Raw genomic sequence first — 16,432 nt, 5'->3', positions numbered from 1 at the left:
TACTGATCCAACCAGGTCGGCTAGTCCAGCCAGTCCAAAACGGCTGCAGCGGTCCAGGATTGCTGCATACTACCCAGCGGCTCTCCGGTGAACGGCTCATAATATTCGGCGAACGACCCGTCTTGCGCCTGCCTCAGCCCTTCTTCACGCAGCCGCGCCGAACGTTCCGTCCAACCGCGACGGGCGAATGCCCACGAGAACAGCCAGGTCATCACCGGCCATACGGGCCCGCGCCAATACTCCCGCGATTTGAAGTCCGCCGAGATCGGTGAGGTCGACGGCGGCACCGCGTACTTGAGGTCGGGGTGACCGCAGAAGCGAGGACCTTCGAAGAGCTTGAGCAGTGCACGCTCACGATCGCGCGGCAGGCCACCACACAACAGCGGGGCAAACATCGCGATGGTCTCGGTGTTGATCCAGCGGCCCGCACGCAGATCGAAGTCGCGAGCGGCCCCGTTGCGTTCCGAGGTCGCCGCCGCGACGCCGGCACGGTATCGATCCGCCCAGGCCCGCAGGTCACGAACATCCGAGCGAGGTTTCGAATAGTCCTCGCCGATCGTCGCGAGCACGTCGCACGCCACCGCGAAGATCGCGCTGACGAAGACGTCCTCGATGGCGAAGCTCATCACCTCGGGCAGCACCGCATCGTCGTAGTTCGCCATCTTCATCTCGTGGACGAGCCACAGATAGCGGTCGTACTCGACGTCGGATGGGCGCATCGAGGCGTCGGCGCCGTGAGAAAGGTCGGCACGGGTGTACGGCGGCAGATCGGCCCCCGGCTTCACGTTCTCGTAGGCGGCATCCCAGCGGGGCGAGTTGTCCATCCCCGATTCCCAGCCGTGGTACAGCGTGATGCGACCGCGGCCCTGCGGATCCCGGGCATGCGCAAGCCATCTGTGCCACCGGACGAGGTCGCCCCATCTGCGGTCGAGGAACTCCTCGGCGACCGAGCGTGTGGTGCGGCCCTGACGGCGAGAGTGGTCGAGGATGCGTTGCACCGCAATGGCGTGGACGGGCGGCTGGGTGATGCCCGAGGTGTGCGGCGCCCGCGGTGCATTGAACGCGAGCTGTGAACACTCCCATCGCGCCGGACCCGGGAAGTACCCGTCGCGGCCGTTCGCGAAGACGATGTGCGGGATCATGCCGTTGCCCCACTGCGCCGAGAGCAGGGTGTCCATCTCGACCACCGCTCGTTCCACACTCAGCGGCGCGAGGCCGACCGTGACGAAAGCCGCATCCCAGCTCCACATGTGCGGGTACAGACGCGGCGCCGCACTGGTCATGGTGCCCAGATCATTGCCACGCAGCAGATAGGCCGCGCGCGCCGACAGTTGCGTGTTGGTGAAGCCGACGTATCCCACGGTCACATTCTGGCCCCACGGGCGCGATCGTGCCCATCTCGCTGTCCACACCCTCTGGCAGCCCAGGGTGCTGACTAGGGTGGCGATCATGCCAACCGCGTTGATCACCGGGGCCAGCCGTGGTCTGGGCGCTTCCATCGCCCGTCTGCTCGCGCCCAGTCACGACCTCTTGCTCGGCGGTCGACCGTCGACCGAATTGGACAACATCGCATTGCAACTCGACGGGGCGACCACCTGGCCCGTCGAACTCACCGATGCCGACGAGCTCGCGGCCGCCACCGAGGCGATCAGCGAACTCGACGTCCTGGTGCACAACGCCGGCGTGATCAGCTGGGGTTCGATCGAAGACACTCCGGCCGACGAATGGCGTCGTGTGCTCGAGGTCAACCTGATCGCCGCTGCCGAGCTGACCCGCCTCCTGCTGCCCGCTCTCCGTGCCGCGCGGGGGCACGTGGTGTTCATCAACTCGGGTGCCGGCCGACACGCCAATCCGGGGTGGGGCGTCTATGCCGCGAGCAAGTTCGGCCTACGCGCACTGGCCGATGTTGTTCGGGCCGAGGAACCATCGTTGCGGGTCACGTCGATCTTTCCCGGGCGCATCGACACCGACATGCAGCAGGAGTTGGTGGCGATGGAGGGCGGCGAGTACGACGCCACCCAGTTCTTGCTGCCCGACACGGTGGCGTCGGCGGTGGTGGCAGCCATCCACACGCCGGCCGACGCCCATCCCCATGAGGTGGTGCTCAAACCGACGGGCCGTCGCTGAAAACGTCTGACCTAGACGATGCAGCCGGGTTCGGTGTCAACGGCCCGCGGCCGGATTCTCGAACCGTAGGGTGAGGTTCATCGGGCGCACAGCGCAATCGGCAGTTGGGGAGAACATGACGTTGAAGTATTCAGAATCCGATCGGGCACTTGCCCGGGCGGCGTACGAGACCCTCGAACCGTTTCACGTTGTCGCCTACTTCAGCCCCGACATCAAAGCCGCATGCGCCGACACCGGCCTGGACTTCCACGGCTGGTACGTGGGCGCTCGGGGCGCTCCGCTGGGGCCATGTGACGCCTCGGTTGTCGCTGCGGCCTTCTTCAACTTCAGCCCCGCGGTGGTCGGTCCCGGGTGGGATGCCGCCAAAGCCGTGGGCCTGGACGTGGTGAACGACCGCCGGTACCAAATGCTCGACGAGACGTTGGGCCGGGCGCTCGGCGACCACGTCGGGAATCCCGTGCTCGATGAGCTGGCGGATCGCTACGCCCAGAAGGCTGCAGACCTGCCCATGGGCGGGCGCACACTCGCCGCGGCATGGGCCAACTCGAAGCCCCCGACGCAACCGCACGTTCGGCTGTGGCATTCCATCGCAATCGTCCGCGAGTGGCGGGGTGACGCCCACATCGCCGCCTTGGTCACCGCGGGCCTCGACCGGCTCGAAGCGCTGGTGCTTCACGAGGCACAGCATCCCGACCCCACGGTGCGGCGCCGTCTGCTCGGTAAGAAGCTGGTGATGGTGACCCGCGGCTGGTCCGAGGACGACTGGAGTGCGGCCGCGGACAATCTCCGGGCGCGCGGGTTGATCGATCAGGCGGAGGCGGGCGAGATCCTCACTGCAGCCGGCGCCGACCTCTACAACCACATCGAGGAACTCACCGACGATGCAGCGGCCGCTGCCTGGTGCACAGACGACGACACCGAGCAATTGCTTACGGCGACAAAGCCATTCGTCAAATCGGTGATCGACGCGGGAATCCTCCCGGGGACCAAGAAGAAGTAACCGGTTCGGTCAGCTGGCGAGCCAGAGCCGACGTCGGATCACTCCGCGCATCCGTTCGACATCGTGCGGATTGAGCGACGACGGCGGTTCTTCGTCGACGATGTTGTTCAATTCGGCGAAGAAGTCACGGACGGGCATGCCGAACCGCTCACGGATCTGATCGGACGGGCCACCGCCGAACTGGTACCAGTGCGACTCGAACTCCACCATTTGCTGCTGCTGTGGTTTCAGCGACATCGCAAACACACCTCCCCGATCGACGTAAGAAGAATCCCCGGTTGTCCGACGGTTTCTGCGTCGGGCCATCGATTCTTGATACCGCAAACTTCGGTTCGATGCGAGATTTAGATCACACATGAGCGGAACTGCCGGGAGAACAGCCAGCGACCTGCAGGATCACTCCCCGGTTTGATCCGTCGATTGATCCATCACATAGATCGTCGCGCCGCCCGGATCGCGATAGGTCGCGAGGAAGCCGCCGGGAATCTCGTCCGGCTCATCGATGACCGCAAGCGTGCTCGGACGCGACGCATGGAAGTCTCCGACGCTCTCGACCACGAACAAGGGCCCCGCCGGGGCCGTCGGATCGTTGGCGTCCAGCATGACCTGCACTTCGCTGCCCGGCAGGGACAAGGCTGCCGTCGCGTCGCCTTCGCGCCACAACTCGGTGAATCCGAGCGTGTCGCGATAAAGCGCAACCGACGCGTGCAGATCCGAGGTGGGGATGAACAAGAACTCGAGCTTCATGGTAATTCCTCCGCGTTGTGTGTCGTAACGTGATTACGGTGAGCGTAACGGCATTATGTACGTATGCGTGACTGGATTCCGATATCGACCTCTCCGAAAGGAAGGCTCGTCCTGGCTGCGGTCAAGATGTTCGGGGCACGCCCCTTTGACGAGGTCGGCGTCGCGGAACTGTCAGCGGCAGCACAGGTGACCACCGGCGCCCTCTACCACCACTTCGGCAGCAAACTCGGTCTGTACACATTCGTCCGGGAGGACGTGGAACGTCGCCTGCTCGACCGCATGGAGGGAGCACTGGCCGTCGAGGAATCCGACCGCGCAGTCGCTGCGATGTCGGCACTGCTCGTCGGACTGGACTTTGCCGTGCGGCAAGACTTTCTGCACATCCTCGGAGATCCGCCCGCAGGCACCGAGCACGACAGACTCGCCGAGATGCTCAGTCTGCGCGCGGTTCCGACAACCCCGGTGCTCGGACGATTACTCGCAGCCGCGTGGCGCGCGGCGCTTGCGGCGATTGCCGATGGCGCGGAGGTGGAGCGGGTGCGCGCCGCCCTCGGAGCGCTGCGACTTCAGCTGCTTGACGAGGAGTGAATTCGCCACTGCCCCCGCCCGTCGGCACGTGGCTCACCGCCAGATGACGCCGATCCCGGCGGCCAGGAGGGACAACACCCCGACGGCATAGAAGAGCGGGCGCGGGACGGGACGGCCCGTGCGTCGCTGCTTCGCGTTCCCCGCACCGAGAACCCCACCCAGGACGATGAGGATGGCCAGTTTGAGGCCTACCTTCGGCCAATTGGTCTCCACACCGGCAGGCCAGGGTGCAGCCAGGACAACCCCACTGATCAAGGAGACCAGCAAGCCGTAGTCCATCGCGGCGGTGGTCCTGAAACGGCGTGCCAGCGCCTCCGCCGCCCAGCCACCGAAGGCACGGCGAACCCGATCAGATGAATCCAGATCACGACGTTACGAAGTACGTCCACGCTCACCCCTTGCCTCGGCCCGCCACAGGGGCAGTCCATGCTTGGCGCCCATTGGTTGCGGCAGTTTCAGTCAGACTGTAACTGAGGATGCTCGCATGTCAAACCGTCTGATCGGCGCCTCATTCCCGGCCGCACCCACCCCCCACGGTGGTCTACTGTTGGCCGGAATCGACGAGTGAGGAATGTCAACGTGCCGGAGGACGATCGCGCTGCCGAGGCGGCTCCGACCGCCACCGAGGATGGCATCGCGCCCTCGAGTGCAGCCTTCGTCCTGATTGCCCTGGGCAACCGGATGCGCGCGCGAGTGGAGTCCCGCTTGGCGACCGAAGGTATTGCCATTCGCCATTTGTCGGCTCTGGGCCACCTGTCACGAAGGCCAGGGATCTCCTACAGCGAGCTCGCACGCCGGGCGTCTGTGACCCCACAGAGCATGCAGGCAACGTTGAACAAGCTGGAGGCGATCGGCGCCGTGGAGAGGACGACGAGTGGCGGAAGAGGCCGCACAGCAACACTCTTCGTGACCGAGGAAGGCAAAAGACTACTGGCCGTGGGCTACTCGTCGTACGCAGAGTTGGATGCCCTGCTCACAGAACATCTCGACATGGAGACGTTGAACGACATGATGTTGCCGTTCATGAAACTCCTGCGGAGCCTCGACTCCGAGTGAGTCAACCGCGACCATATCCGCCCTGTCGGGTATCAGGGGTTGGTGGCGTATGCGACAGCGGAACCCGTCGGCGGCACCCGAACCGCGCGCCCGGCCGACGACATCGCCGCGGTGTGGATCTCGATGGTGCCGTCGGCGCGCTGGAGAAGCGTGGTCACCGTGCCGTCGTCGCCGACCAACTCGATACTCCTGACGCCTGTCTCCGCATCGCTCCGACTTCTCATCGAGTCACCTGAGAAAGGCGCCTCGTCACCGACTGTTCGCACGCTGCTTGCCATGTCCGCCGCCTTCTCCGAGTGTGTACATGGGAAGTTCGTCGCCGACGATGGGGCGGATTGGTGCACGCAGAACCTCGAGAACTCCATCAGGTGCAGCCCACAGACGGAACACCGTCCTGCACCGACCTCGCGAAGCCGATCAATGCCGCGGTCACCTCATCGGGCCGCTCCATCTGGATGAAGTGGCCGGCCCCGTCGAAGGTGCGGACTGTCTGAAGCCTGGGCATCGTCTCGCGCATCCGGCCGATGGCTTTGCGGCCTGCCATCGTGATCACCGGGTCCTCACCACCGGCGAGAAAACAGGCCGGGACGTCAATGACACGACCGTCGACGGCGCTCTCCCAGTTGAGGTCCGCGGCGCGGTACCAGTTCAGACCACCGGTGAATCCGGTTCTGCGGAAAGCGGTCTCGTATTCGTCGAGGTCCCCTTCCGACAGCCACGACCACGGCAGTTGCGGTGCTGCGGGCAGTACGTCGAGGTACCCCAGTCGGCGGCCGTCGCGGTGGCTCGGATGCTGCCAGATGTCGAGGTAGCGAAAGTTCCCCGACAAGGCGTGGAAGAGCCGCATGAGGAACTTCCGCGGTTCCGCGTTCAGTTCGGCCTCGGCGAGATCTGGCTGCATGAAGTACTCGAAATGGAAAAAAATGTTGCTGTGCCAGAGCCGAATAGGCGTCAGACGGCCTGATCGGCAGCCGGTCCGGGGCGTAAGGCATGGCGAGCAGCACCAGCCCGGCCACCCGCTCGCGATGCTCGAGGGCAACGGTCCATGCGGTCGGGGCGCCGAAGTCGTGGCCCACAACGATTGCCTGTTGAACCTCAAGAGAGTCGAGCAGCGCGACCACACGATCGGCGACTGCGGCGAAGGTGTACTCGGCAACGCCGCCGGGCGAATCGGTGGCCCCGTAGCCGGGCATGTCCGGCGCGATGACACGGAAGCCGGCCGCCACCAGGGGCTCAACCTGGTGACGCCAGCTGAAAGCGAGCCCAGGGAAGCCGTGGAGCAACAGCACGGCCGGACCGTGTCCGTCGTCCACGAGGTTCCACGTGAATCCGTCGACCGTCAGTGTGCGGTAGGGCACCGACTAGACCTGCTGGAGGTCTTCCTGGCTCCACACCGCACGCATGCTGGTGATCTTGCAGTTGTCGTCAAAGACCATGATGTCCACGGGCGTGATCTTGAACGCGGAACCGCCGGCTTCGGTGATGAGGGTGAACTCGAAGACTGCCGTGTCGCCGGCGATCTTGGACCAATGCAGCTCAGCGGTGGTCTTGTCCATCGCAGCGATCACGCCATAGAACTCCACGATCGATTCGCGCGTGCTGCGTACGTCGGCGCCGATCGGGTCTTCGACCGTCGCGCCCTCTGCGTACAGGTCGGCGACCTGCTCTGGCTTGCCGTTCGCCACCAGGTCCACGTAGGACTCGACGACCTTTTTGATTTCCTCGACACTCGGCATCTGCATCTCCCTTATCGACTAGAACATGTTCTAGTTCGAGGACGTTACCCGTGATGTCCAGCTGAGTCCTGGAAAAGTTCAAACACCGAAAGTTCGACACCCACCAAAGCCAAGAGGTGCTCACCCGCAAAGGGTGAGCACCTCGAGATGACTTCGTTGGTGTGGTGAGCGGGTCAGCGACTCTGGTCGGCTGCGCCCTGTTCAGTGCTTGCGCCGGCATTGGCCAACTCTCCCGAGGCATTCTCGAGGTGCGCACGGACGAACCACTGGAACTTCTCGAGTTCCGCGGTCTGGCCGATCAGGATGTCTTCGGTGACCGGATCGATCTCGCCTGCAACGGCAATGGCCTCACGCTGCGAGGTGATCACGCCGACATAGACAAGGTCGAGAGCGCCGAGGTGGGCCTGCACCGTGTCGCGGCCGACCGAGTAGTCGTTCCAGGACCGATCCTCTTCGATCGCCTTGGCGGTGCCCTTCGGTGAGCCACCCAGGGTCGCGATGCGCTCGGCGAGCGTGTCGGCGTAGCCGCGGGCGAGTTCGACCTGGGGATCGATCATTTCGTGAACGCCGATGAAGTTGGCACCGACGACGTTCCAGTGGATGTGCTTCAGAGTCAGATGAAGGTCGTTGAACGCGCTGAGACGTTCCTGCAGGACAGAGACCAGTTTCTTTGTGGCGTCATCAGAGAGGCCAGGCGCGGTGAAAGTCATGACCGCAGTTTGCCCTGCCGACCCAGATCTCAAACCCGACCGTGCCGCCGAGACCGAACTGCGACCTTGTCATAACGGTTCGGTAACGGGTGCGGGTACACCTGGGCCTACCGTGTGGTTGGCTTAGTTGATGATCGAACGCAAGTGCTTGACAGTGGCAACCGGTGACCTCGACCTCTGAATCGGACGAGATCTTCGAGGCACTCGAACTCGTACCGCATTACGCACCCATTCGCCGGCTCGCCGACGATGCGCTGGTCGCTGTGGAACTACAGGTCCGTGGACGCGGGGACACCGCCCTGAACACCCCGAAATCGCTGCGCCGCGCTGCGCGGATGATGCAGCAGACCGACGTCGTCGACGGTCGCAAGCTTTCATTTTTCAACGCGGACCCGGCCAAGACCACCGTGCCCATCTTCGCGACCGTTGATCTGCAGTCGCCCGCTCACCTCACGTTCGTGGCCCCGCCCGAGCACCACCTGCTTCTTTCCGTGGACCCCGGAGAGACCTTCCGCCGGCCCCGCTCCGTGTTGGACGAGGTCGCCGCCGCCCGTGCCGCCGGTCGTCTGATCTGCGTGGACCGATTGGGGCTCGATGATCGCGCGTTGACGCTGCTGTGGCTGATCGAACCCGACGTCATCTTCACCCCTGCGGAGTTGCTGGCCCGCACCCGCGATCCCGAGATCGCCGGGCTGGCCCACGCACTGGCAGCCCACGCCGAACGGACCGGTGCTCTGGTCATAGCCTTAGGTGTCGACAGCGAGGCGCTGCGGGTGGCGGCACAGACGGTCGGAGCCACCCACGGCATGGGCGCCCTGTTCCCGGCCGCGCACAGCCCGGCGCTTTTCGCCGACGAGCCGGTGGCTGCACTTCCGCCACGTGACACCGCGGCCGGCCCCGCAGATGATGATTCGGCGACCACCCCGTACGCCATCGTCAGTGCGAGTCACGTTCCCCGCCCCGGCGACAAACGCCTGCTGATCGAGATGAGCAAGGCCCTGGAGACGCAGGCTGCGGCCGCCGGCCCGGGAACCCTGGTGCTGGGCACCTTTCAGGAGGCTCGGCAGTTCACGTCGGCGACGGCACGGCGTTGGCGTTCCCTGGCGGACAGAGCCGGTTTCGCCGGTGTGTACGGCGTCGGCCTGCCGCAGATGCTCGACGGAAACGTTCAGCACGCCCCGCTCGATCCGGATGATGACCTCGTCAACGAGTGGACGGTGGTGGTTCTCGGCCCGCACGCCTCGGCACTCCTGTCCGCGCGAGACCGGCACGAACCGGTCCCCGACCTCGATCGCACCTTCGACGTGGTCCAGAGTTACAACCGTGACCTCGCATCCCGTGCGGCGCACGCCATCCTCGCCCGATTCACCTCACCGCGAGTGGCTGACTGATTCGACGGAGGGCGCCGGCATGGCCAAACAGACGATCGACCTGCGCCGGTTCGTGCGCGCAGATGATGTCCTCGAGCAGGGACGTCGATTGCGCGAGGACCTTGCACCCGGTGCACACGCTCACCGCGCCGCAGCCGCGGACCGACCCGGCGTGCTCGAATACATCGCTGCCAGCAATGAAGGCCGGATGCCCGAACTCATTCCGCTGCGCATCGGGCGGATGACCGCGTCCCCGTTCTCCTTCTTCCGCGGCGCAGCCGGTTTGATGGCGGCCGACCTGGCCGGTACACCCGACAGCGGGCTGGCCGCACAGTTGTGCGGCGATGCGCACGCCGCCAATTTCGGGTTGTACGGGACCCCCGACGGCAAGATCGTGATGGACATCAACGACTTCGACGAGACCATCCCGGGCCCATGGGAGTGGGACCTCAAGCGCCTTTCGGCGAGTTTGGTGCTCGCGGGCCGGCAGGGCGGGGTCTCGGAATCCGGCTGTCGCGAAGCCGCGGAGGACGCCGTGAAGTCGTATCGCAAAACGATGAAGAAGCTCGCCGACGCGCCTTTTCTGCGGTCGTGGTCAGTGATCCCTGACGTCTCGGTTCTGGATCAGGTCAAAGCCGACTCCCTGCTGGACAGCTTCGAGGCTGCCGCAGACAAGGCGATGAAGAACACGAGCGAGAAGGTGGTGGCGAAGTGGACGCAACAGGTCGATGACCCTGCCACCGGAATCCAGCGGCACCGGTTCGTCGCCGATCCGCCGAACCTCACCCGGGTGGGCACCGCGACCGCCGATGCGGTCATCGACGGCCTGACGGACTACGTCGACACGCTGCGTGAGTCGCGACGAAACCTGATCGCCCGATTCGCGGTGTCCGATGTGGCTTTCCGGATAGTGGGCACCGGCAGCGTGGGCCTTCGGAATTACGTGGCCTTGCTGCACGGTAATCGCTCGGAAGACCTTGTGATGCAGGTGAAACAGGCAAAGCCATCGGCGTTGGCCCCCTATGTTGCAGTCGACACTCCCAGGCACGAGGGCCGGCGCATAGTCAACGGCGCACGGATGGTTCAGGCCGAGACCGATATCCTGCTCGGCTGGACGACGATCGGTGGGATCCCGTTCATCGTCCGACAGTTCCGAAACCTCAAAGGCGACATCGACCCCACCACCCTCAAGGGCAGTCTGCTCGACGACTACGGGCGCCTGGCGGGCGGACTGCTGGCGCGAGCTCACTCGCGGTCGGTCGACCCGCGCCTGCTGGCCGGCTACTTCGGCGGAGGCAAGGCGATCGACAAGGACATCGCGGCGTTCGCGGTTAACTACGCCGACCAGACCGAACGCGACCACGGTGAACTGGTCGCCGCTGTCGCTGCGGGAACGATTGAGGCACAGCTCGGCTAACACCACGCGTATTACTTGACACCGCACCTACATACGGGCTTTGGTCAGAACAGTGTGCAAAATCGACCAGCCGCACCGACGTAGGAGCAGGCCATGACCGAGTACCCACCACGCGAGAACGAACCCCATGTGCCCCTCGGGAAGGGTTCGGGTCAGCCAGAGCCGCCGGCCGGGCAGTATCCCCCACCCGGCGGCCAGAACTATCCACCGCCCGGCCAGGGCTTTTCGCCCCAAGGCGGCTTCCCGCCGCCACCTCCTCCGATGGATCAGTACTCCGCTCAGGGTGGCTACCCCGGGCCTGCCGGCTTCGGACCACCTCAACTATCGGTCGGCTCAGCTCTGAGTTACGGATGGTCCAGATACAAGGCAAATGCCGGCGCCTGGATCGCGATCTGCCTGCTGTCCCTGGTGGCCAGCTGGTTTGTCCAGTTCGCGTTCTCCGGCTTCGATTTCCAGAATGAACTGTCCGGTGGTGGGGCCGCGCTCAGTGTCTTCGGGACCGTGCTGTCGTTCATCGTCAGCACGCTGTTCCGTGCCGCGTTCACCAACGGCGCTCTTGCCGAGCTCGACGGTAACCGGCCGTCGATCGGCGCTCTCTTCAACTTCCGCAATCTCAGCGCGGTGTTCATCATCGCGGTCCTGGTGGGCGTGGCGACCGTCGTCGGGTTCATCCTGCTGATCATTCCCGGCCTCATCGTCTTGTATTTGACCTGGTACGCACTGACTTTCGCGATCGATCGCAATCAAGACGCCTTCACCGCGATCAAGTCGAGCTTCGAGCTGACGTCGAACAACATCGGATCACTGCTCCTGTTGGCGCTGGCCTGTTTCGGACTCAACGTCCTCGGCGCGATCCTGTGCCTGGTCGGCCTGCTGGTGACCATCCCGGTCACGCTCATCGCAAGCACCTACGCGTACCGCGTGCTCACCGGCGGTCCGGTGTCACCAGTCGTGTGAGTGCACCCGGAGCCCGCTGATCAGGTCGGATGACCTTGCAGCTCAGTGGGTTCCGGGTCTTCGGCTGGTTCGGGTCGCTGGCCCACATGGATCAGGTTGCCGTCAGGGTCGGTCACGTCCGCGACCCGCTCGCCCCAGGGCATATCGGTGGGTGGACTGACAATCGCGGCACCGGCAGACACCAGGGCGTCGAACCCGTCCTCACAGCTCTCCGCATACAGCCACAGCGCTCCCCGACTGGGCGTCTCCGGCGCTGAGGGATCTGATCCGATTCCGAAAGACGACTTTCCGATCTGCAGACTCGCGTAACCCGCGGGCCCTTCTTCCGGGAACCGGTAGACGAGTTGGGCATCGCATGCCTGTTGGTAGAAGGCCACGAGGCGATCGAGATCTCGGCTGGACAGGATGGGGAACAGCTCGGTGAACACGATTGAAGCCTCCTTGCAGCCCTGACATCGGTGTTGTCGCCCAGACTAGCCGCGTATCCGTTTGCTCCTCAGCCTGTTTCGAATCCGGGAGCCGGGTCCGACAGATTTGTGCAGCGTGGGGCGATAATGTCGGATATGCGGTCGCGGCACAAGATCCTCGAAGCCACTCGTGCGCTCATCGCCGAGCAGGGTTTCGACGGCGTCAACATCGCCGCTGTCGCGCATGCCGCGGGGGTGTCACGCCAGACGATTTACTCCATCTTCGGGTCCCGTGAGGAACTGGTGTCTTCGGCGATCGCCGATCTCACCGTCCACGTGCTGGGAGACATCCACGCCCGGGTGGACACCATCGACACCTCGATCGCCTATGTTGTCGAACTCATCGTGGCCGGACGATCCGCGGTACGCGATGACCCCCTACTCGCTCTGCTGCTGCAAGCACAGCAGGGCAACCCCGTGTTCGACACCGGCATGATGTCGCGCGCGAAACCGGTTACCCGCGAGTTTCTCTCGCCCTTGGCGGCGCGAGATCCCCACGTCGCGGAAAACCTCGACAACATCGTCGAGATCGCCCTGCGCCTCGGATTGTCGGTGGTGCTGTTCGACAGCGACGCCGTCCACACCGACGATGATCTACGCCAGTTCCTCACCATGTGGCTTCGTCCTGCGTTGGATCCCACTTGATGGCCCGAGTGTAATTCTTGACACATTGGCGCGTGACTGTCTAGTTTTGACCACGCCTGCAGAACGGTCGCCACTTGCGTCGGCCAGGGCATCCGGGGTTTGTCCAGCTCGTGATTCGGGGGATCTATGTCCGTGTTCGACCGCCGTTCCTTCCTGACCGGCGCTGCCGTGGTCGGAGCCGCCATCGCGAGTCCGGCCATCGCCCGCGCAAATCCCACGCCGCGAAAGCGCACCCCGGTGGTCCGTGAAGACCATCGGGCGATCGTCATCGGCTCGGGATTCGGTGGCGGTGTCGCCGCACTGCGGCTGGCCGAAGCGGGTGTGCCGGTGACGGTGCTCGAACGCGGAAGGCGGTGGGCGACAGGCCCGAACTCTGAGACATTCCCCAGAGCCACCACGCCCGACAAGCGCATTCTGTGGTACCGGTCGGCGCCTCAACTGTTCGGCAAGCCCGCCGTGTTCGAGCCCTACGTCGGACTGCTCGAGGCGGTCCCCGGCGAGAACATGACCGCGCTGTGTGCGGCCGGGGTCGGCGGCGGTTCCCTTGTTTATCAAGGCATGACCCTGCAACCCGACGAATCGGTGTTCAACACACACTTCCCCCAAGAACTCGACTGGGCGACCATGAATCGGGTCCACTACCCCCGTGTCGCCAGGATGCTCCGACTCGCGGAAGCACCCGACGAACTGATCGGCACCCCGAACTACCGGGCCGCGCGGGTGTTCGCCCAGAGCGTTCGCGAAGCGGGCCTACCGGTGTCGAAGATCCCGATGCCGATCGACTGGAACTTTGCGCTCGACGAGTTGCGCGGAAAGATGAAACCCTCGTACACCAACGGCGACGGCGCACTCGGGGTGAACAACGGCGGGAAACACTCGGTCGACGTCACCTATATCGCTGCCGCCGAAGCGACCGGGCGCGTGGCCGTGCACACGCAGCACCACGTCACCGATGTCGAGCGGACACCTGAAGGCCGTTGGCGGGTCTATGTCGACCGGATCGACTCGGCCGGAAACATTCTCGAAAACAAGATCTTGACCACCAACGCACTCGTGATGGCCGCCGGCAGTATGAACACCTCCAAGTTGCTGATGCGCGCCGCGGCAAAGGGACAGATACCCGACATGCCCGACGACCTCGGCGGCAACTGGGGCAGCAACGCCGACCGCATCTACGTGTGGACCAATCTGGAGACCGAGTTCGGGGCGCCGCAAGGTGGGCCCGTCATCTACGGCAGCAAGAACTGGTCCGACCCGAACGCCGCGCACACCGTGATCCAGGCGTCGGTGCCGCCGCTGTCCTTCGATGCCCGCAGCACGATGATGGTGGGTTACGGGGTGAGCACCGGACGCGGCCGCTTCCACTACGACTCCGACCGTGACGACGCAATCCTGCGGTGGCCGACCGACAGTGACGCAGAGATCCAGAACCGCCATATCGGCCCCACGGTGCGCAAGATCGCGGGACCGGGCGGCATCCTCACCGATACCAACGAGTTCTTCCCATCCACCTGGCATCCGCTCGGTGGAGCCAGCATGGGCTCGGTGTGCGACCTCGAGGGTCGCGTGCACGGGCAACGCGGTCTCTACGTTCTCGACGGTGCGCTGATGCCCGGCAACTCGGCGGCATGCAATCCGTCGATGACCATCGCGGCCGTGGCCGAACGGGCACTCGATCATCTCGTCACCACCGATGTCGGTACGGTCATCTGAGTCCACGATCACCAGCGGTCGGCGAATCCCTTTCATAGTCAGGAATCACGTTGCTACACACCCTTTCCATGCGCAGCGGGGCCACCAGGCGAGTTCGCTTCGCAGTACTGGCGCTGAGTGTCTCGGTGGTGACGGCTGCCGCCGTAGGCGCGGCTCCGTCTGCGTCGGCTGCGCCGACCTCGGACTTCTACAGCACGCCCGCCGAGTACTCGACCACTCCGGGTTCGGTGATCCGGACCGAATCGATGCCCCTGCTGGTGTCGATCCCGGGTGTGAACGGCCCGTGGCCGGGTTCTGCAAGCCGTGTCCTCTACACCTCGCGCCTGGAGAACGGTGAGCCGACGCCGATCAGCGGCACCTTCATCGACTCGACCCAGCCGTGGCAAGGCGAGGGCGAGCGGCCGACCGTCATCATCGGCCCGGGCACCATGGGTCAAGGCGATCAGTGCGCACCGTCGCGGGCATTCGCCACCGGGTTGATTGCACAAACCGACCCTCTTTCCTTCTCCGCGAATCAGGAAGCATTGTCGGCCGCACGCTGGAATGCCCTGGGCGCGAGAGTGTTCGTCACCGACTATGTAGGGCTGGGCACTCCGGGCATCCACACTTACGTCAACCGCGTCGAAGAAGCCCACGCGATGATTGATGCTGCTCGAGCGGCAAACAAACTCAGCGGTACCGGCTCTCGCACGCCGATAGCTTTCTGGGGTTACTCCCAAGGTGGTGGGGCATCGGCGGCCGCGGCCGAACTGCAGCCGACCGACGCCCCCGAGCTCAACCTCAAGGGCACCTGGGCAGGCGCGCCCCCGGCGGATCTCCTCGACGTCCTGGCGAAGGTCGACGGCAATCTGATCGGCGGTGTCATCGGCTACGCAATCAATGGCTTTGTCGCACGCCATCCCGCGCTCAAGAAGCCGCTCGCCGAGCGCACAACGCCTGCGGGACAGGCGATGTTGGATCGGCTGGGAACAGAGTGCATCGGTGATGTCATCTTCCAGCAACCGTTCCTGCGCACCAGCTCGCTCACCAGGGACGGCAAGTCTCTACTCGAGAACCTCGACACCATTCCCGAAGCTGCTCCCATCTTCGAGGAACAACGCATCGGCACGCTGACACCGGCGAGTCCGGTGTTCGTGACCAGCGGCATCAACGACGACACCATCCCGTACGAGCAGGCGCGGCAGCTCGCCGGCGAGTGGTGTGAGAAGGGCGCCGACGTCACGTTCCGCACCAACCAGCTGCCGCCCATCACCCCGGGCTTGGTGTTGCCCAACCACTTCGGGCCCGATCTCATCGACGGTCTCGGAACGGGTGGCGCCGTCGACTACCTCATGGATCGATTTGCGAACAAGCCCGTCACCGGTTGCACCTTCAACTGACCAGGCCCGTTGCGAGACACTCGTCAGCGTGAGCCAGGCAGGTCCGCGGTGGCCGGTTCCTGGTTGTATTCCTCGTCTGTGACGGGTGCGAGCCATTGGACGGCGTCGTACTCTTCGCTGCTCTCGTTGATGGCGAGGTGGACCATCAGGCGGGTCGGTGCGGCACCGTGCCAGTGCTCTTCATCGGCCTCGAACAGGACCCGGTCGCCTGGTCTGATGATCTCGATTGGCCCACCTCGGCGCTGGCACAACCCGATTCCCTCGGTGACGAACACGGTCTGACTCAAGGGGTGACGGTGCCAATGAGTTCGCGCCCCGGGCATGAAATGCACCAGGTTGGCCGACACCCGCGATGGTGCCGGCGCAGCGGCGACGGCGTCGATGTAGACATCGCCGGTGAACCAGTCGCTGGGCCCCTTCGTGGTCGAAACCGAACTGCGGACTATTTGCATGTGAACTCCCGAATCAATTGATCGACAATGTTCTACGTCTTCGATGACTTGGCCTGGTTGTGCTCGGC

20 protein-coding genes and 1 pseudogene are annotated in these 16,432 nt (G+C 64.6%); 10 read left to right on the top strand and 11 right to left on the bottom strand.

Annotated features, from left to right (window positions below):
• Positions 1–20 precede the first annotated feature (20 nt).
• Positions 21–1,361, bottom strand: a complete 1,341-nt coding sequence (locus tag W823_RS43785; RefSeq protein ID WP_030166637.1) for a glycogen debranching protein — start codon at positions 1,359–1,361, stop codon at positions 21–23.
• An 88-nt stretch (positions 1,362–1,449) separates the two neighbouring features.
• Between W823_RS43785 and W823_RS43780 the strand changes: the two genes are divergently transcribed.
• Together W823_RS43780 and W823_RS43775 are read left to right on the top strand one after the other, a co-directional pair.
• Positions 1,450–2,127, top strand: a complete 678-nt coding sequence (locus W823_RS43780; RefSeq protein ID WP_031332405.1) for an SDR family oxidoreductase — start codon at positions 1,450–1,452, stop codon at positions 2,125–2,127.
• A 115-nt stretch (positions 2,128–2,242) separates the two neighbouring features.
• Complete coding sequence (locus tag W823_RS43775; protein WP_023958507.1) at positions 2,243–3,127, top strand: hypothetical protein; 885 nt, start codon at positions 2,243–2,245, stop codon at positions 3,125–3,127.
• 9 nt (positions 3,128–3,136) lie between these two features.
• Here W823_RS43775 and W823_RS43770 read toward each other — a convergent pair whose 3' ends face one another.
• Positions 3,137–3,364: a DUF3263 domain-containing protein gene (locus W823_RS43770; protein WP_031332404.1), complete on the bottom strand. Its 228-nt coding sequence runs from the start codon at positions 3,362–3,364 to the stop codon at positions 3,137–3,139.
• Between the two features lie 159 nt (positions 3,365–3,523).
• Positions 3,524–3,874, bottom strand: coding sequence for a VOC family protein (locus tag W823_RS43765; protein WP_023958503.1), 351 nt, complete (start codon positions 3,872–3,874; stop codon positions 3,524–3,526).
• 63 nt (positions 3,875–3,937) lie between these two features.
• Between W823_RS43765 and W823_RS43760 the strand changes: the two genes are divergently transcribed.
• Positions 3,938–4,462: a TetR/AcrR family transcriptional regulator gene (locus W823_RS43760; protein WP_023958501.1), complete on the top strand. Its 525-nt coding sequence runs from the start codon at positions 3,938–3,940 to the stop codon at positions 4,460–4,462.
• Between the two features lie 33 nt (positions 4,463–4,495).
• On the opposite strand, the pseudogene W823_RS43755 reads toward W823_RS43760, so the two are convergent.
• Positions 4,496–4,851 (bottom strand): annotated as a pseudogene (locus tag W823_RS43755) (Fe-S protein).
• A gap of 190 nt (positions 4,852–5,041) precedes the next feature.
• Between W823_RS43755 and W823_RS43750 the strand changes: the two are divergent.
• Positions 5,042–5,518: a MarR family winged helix-turn-helix transcriptional regulator gene (locus W823_RS43750; protein WP_235189540.1), complete on the top strand. Its 477-nt coding sequence runs from the start codon at positions 5,042–5,044 to the stop codon at positions 5,516–5,518.
• A gap of 32 nt (positions 5,519–5,550) precedes the next feature.
• On the opposite strand, the gene W823_RS43745 is transcribed toward W823_RS43750, so the two are convergent.
• The 5 genes from W823_RS43745 to dps form a co-directional block, all read right to left on the bottom strand.
• Positions 5,551–5,742, bottom strand: coding sequence for a hypothetical protein (locus W823_RS43745; protein WP_152538066.1), 192 nt, complete (start codon positions 5,740–5,742; stop codon positions 5,551–5,553).
• Between the two features lie 140 nt (positions 5,743–5,882).
• Positions 5,883–6,071, bottom strand: a complete 189-nt coding sequence (locus W823_RS59635; RefSeq protein WP_369792617.1) for an alpha/beta fold hydrolase — start codon at positions 6,069–6,071, stop codon at positions 5,883–5,885.
• 37 nt (positions 6,072–6,108) lie between these two features.
• The gene (locus W823_RS43740) at positions 6,109–6,807 is read right to left on the bottom strand and encodes an alpha/beta fold hydrolase (RefSeq protein WP_369792619.1); all 699 of its coding nucleotides are present in this window, start codon (positions 6,805–6,807) and stop codon (positions 6,109–6,111) included.
• 72 nt (positions 6,808–6,879) lie between these two features.
• The gene (locus tag W823_RS43735; RefSeq protein ID WP_081729770.1) at positions 6,880–7,254 is read right to left on the bottom strand and encodes a nuclear transport factor 2 family protein; all 375 of its coding nucleotides are present in this window, start codon (positions 7,252–7,254) and stop codon (positions 6,880–6,882) included.
• A 173-nt stretch (positions 7,255–7,427) separates the two neighbouring features.
• Positions 7,428–7,964 (bottom strand): DNA starvation/stationary phase protection protein Dps, encoded by a 537-nt coding sequence (gene dps, locus W823_RS43730; protein WP_023958495.1) that lies wholly within the window; start codon positions 7,962–7,964, stop codon positions 7,428–7,430.
• Positions 7,965–8,128: 164 nt separating this feature from the next.
• On the opposite strand from dps, the gene W823_RS43725 reads away from it, so the two are divergent.
• From W823_RS43725 to W823_RS43715, 3 genes are all read left to right on the top strand, one after another.
• A complete protein-coding gene (locus W823_RS43725; RefSeq protein ID WP_023958493.1) occupies positions 8,129–9,355 on the top strand; it encodes a DICT sensory domain-containing protein in 1,227 nt (408 codons plus the stop codon).
• 19 nt (positions 9,356–9,374) lie between these two features.
• Entirely contained in the window at positions 9,375–10,751 is a 1,377-nt protein-coding gene (locus W823_RS43720; protein WP_023958491.1) for a DUF2252 domain-containing protein, read from the top strand.
• A gap of 93 nt (positions 10,752–10,844) precedes the next feature.
• Positions 10,845–11,708, top strand: coding sequence for a hypothetical protein (locus W823_RS43715; RefSeq protein ID WP_023958489.1), 864 nt, complete (start codon positions 10,845–10,847; stop codon positions 11,706–11,708).
• Between the two features lie 20 nt (positions 11,709–11,728).
• Here W823_RS43715 and W823_RS43710 read toward each other — a convergent pair whose 3' ends face one another.
• Complete coding sequence (locus W823_RS43710; protein WP_023958487.1) at positions 11,729–12,136, bottom strand: glyoxalase/bleomycin resistance/extradiol dioxygenase family protein; 408 nt, start codon at positions 12,134–12,136, stop codon at positions 11,729–11,731.
• A 135-nt stretch (positions 12,137–12,271) separates the two neighbouring features.
• Between W823_RS43710 and W823_RS43705 the strand changes: the two genes are divergently transcribed.
• The 3 genes from W823_RS43705 (at position 12,272) to W823_RS43695 (ending at position 15,912) form a co-directional block, all read left to right on the top strand.
• Positions 12,272–12,820 carry a TetR/AcrR family transcriptional regulator gene (locus W823_RS43705; protein WP_031332399.1) on the top strand — a complete coding sequence of 183 codons (549 nt, stop codon included), beginning with the start codon at positions 12,272–12,274 and terminating at the stop codon, positions 12,818–12,820.
• A gap of 126 nt (positions 12,821–12,946) precedes the next feature.
• Entirely contained in the window at positions 12,947–14,533 is a 1,587-nt protein-coding gene (locus W823_RS43700; protein ID WP_023958483.1) for a GMC oxidoreductase, read from the top strand.
• 68 nt (positions 14,534–14,601) lie between these two features.
• Entirely contained in the window at positions 14,602–15,912 is a 1,311-nt protein-coding gene (locus W823_RS43695; RefSeq protein ID WP_023958481.1) for a lipase family protein, read from the top strand.
• Between the two features lie 23 nt (positions 15,913–15,935).
• Here W823_RS43695 and W823_RS43690 read toward each other — a convergent pair whose 3' ends face one another.
• A complete protein-coding gene (locus W823_RS43690) occupies positions 15,936–16,364 on the bottom strand; it encodes a cupin domain-containing protein (RefSeq protein WP_023958479.1) in 429 nt (142 codons plus the stop codon).
• Between the last annotated feature and the right edge of the window lie 68 nt (positions 16,365–16,432).

The sequence above is a fragment of the Williamsia sp. D3 genome (assembly GCF_000506245.1).
Taxonomy (GTDB): domain Bacteria; phylum Actinomycetota; class Actinomycetes; order Mycobacteriales; family Mycobacteriaceae; genus Williamsia; species Williamsia muralis.
This window is presented reverse-complemented; position numbering and strand designations above follow the sequence as displayed.

Coding starts and splice junctions, on each gene's coding strand:
- W823_RS43765 (WP_023958503.1), bottom strand. CDS start 3,874: ATGAAGCTCGAGTTCTTGTTCATCCCCACCTCGGATCTGCACGCGTCG.
- W823_RS43780 (WP_031332405.1), top strand. CDS start 1,450: ATGCCAACCGCGTTGATCACCGGGGCCAGCCGTGGTCTGGGCGCTTCC.
- W823_RS43720 (WP_023958491.1), top strand. CDS start 9,375: ATGGCCAAACAGACGATCGACCTGCGCCGGTTCGTGCGCGCAGATGAT.
- dps (WP_023958495.1), bottom strand. CDS start 7,964: ATGACTTTCACCGCGCCTGGCCTCTCTGATGACGCCACAAAGAAACTG.
- W823_RS43745 (WP_152538066.1), bottom strand. CDS start 5,742: ATGAGAAGTCGGAGCGATGCGGAGACAGGCGTCAGGAGTATCGAGTTG.
- W823_RS43735 (WP_081729770.1), bottom strand. CDS start 7,254: ATGCCGAGTGTCGAGGAAATCAAAAAGGTCGTCGAGTCCTACGTGGAC.
- W823_RS43760 (WP_023958501.1), top strand. CDS start 3,938: ATGCGTGACTGGATTCCGATATCGACCTCTCCGAAAGGAAGGCTCGTC.
- W823_RS43715 (WP_023958489.1), top strand. CDS start 10,845: ATGACCGAGTACCCACCACGCGAGAACGAACCCCATGTGCCCCTCGGG.
- W823_RS43700 (WP_023958483.1), top strand. CDS start 12,947: ATGTCCGTGTTCGACCGCCGTTCCTTCCTGACCGGCGCTGCCGTGGTC.
- W823_RS43705 (WP_031332399.1), top strand. CDS start 12,272: ATGCGGTCGCGGCACAAGATCCTCGAAGCCACTCGTGCGCTCATCGCC.
- W823_RS43775 (WP_023958507.1), top strand. CDS start 2,243: ATGACGTTGAAGTATTCAGAATCCGATCGGGCACTTGCCCGGGCGGCG.
- W823_RS43690 (WP_023958479.1), bottom strand. CDS start 16,364: ATGCAAATAGTCCGCAGTTCGGTTTCGACCACGAAGGGGCCCAGCGAC.
- W823_RS43770 (WP_031332404.1), bottom strand. CDS start 3,364: ATGTCGCTGAAACCACAGCAGCAGCAAATGGTGGAGTTCGAGTCGCAC.
- W823_RS43695 (WP_023958481.1), top strand. CDS start 14,602: ATGCGCAGCGGGGCCACCAGGCGAGTTCGCTTCGCAGTACTGGCGCTG.